The following is a 412-nucleotide window of genomic DNA, read 5'->3' on the forward strand; positions in this document are numbered from 1 at the left end:
CTTAAAGGACGTGACCATATTAACCATCAGTGGATAAATGCTTAAAAAAGATAGAACAAATAAAAAACTGACCAATAGGATTACTGAATGAATAAATCCTTTGGAAGCGATAGTCATTTCCTGTATAAATAATAAATCAGTAATTAAAAATATCCCGATAATCGTGTAAAAAATCCCGACTAAATAACTTTGCTTCCAATTTTCAATAAACATTTCTTTATACTGAGAAAATACGGCCACTTCTTTCGTTATTCTCCACTTTCTTACTACTCCAAATAGGGCAGCGATGGCAGGGAAAATCGTAATAATCGGAATGCAGCTTAGAATAAATAGGATATTTAAATACATGAAGTTATACATCCACAAGCATACTTGATACAAGCGGCTATCTAAACTAAAAATTTCCACCACC

Annotated in this window: 1 protein-coding gene; it reads right to left on the reverse strand. The window is 32.3% G+C overall.

The window, feature by feature from the left end:
- Positions 1 to 348 (reverse strand): YesL family protein (locus TR08_RS26420; protein WP_045523365.1); only part of this gene is annotated, 348 nt, incomplete at its 3' end.
- Positions 349 to 412: the final 64 nt, after the last annotated feature.

It is taken from the genome of Neobacillus niacini (assembly GCF_000759675.1).
In the GTDB taxonomy this organism is placed as follows: domain Bacteria; phylum Bacillota; class Bacilli; order Bacillales; family Cytobacillaceae; genus Neobacillus; species Neobacillus niacini_A.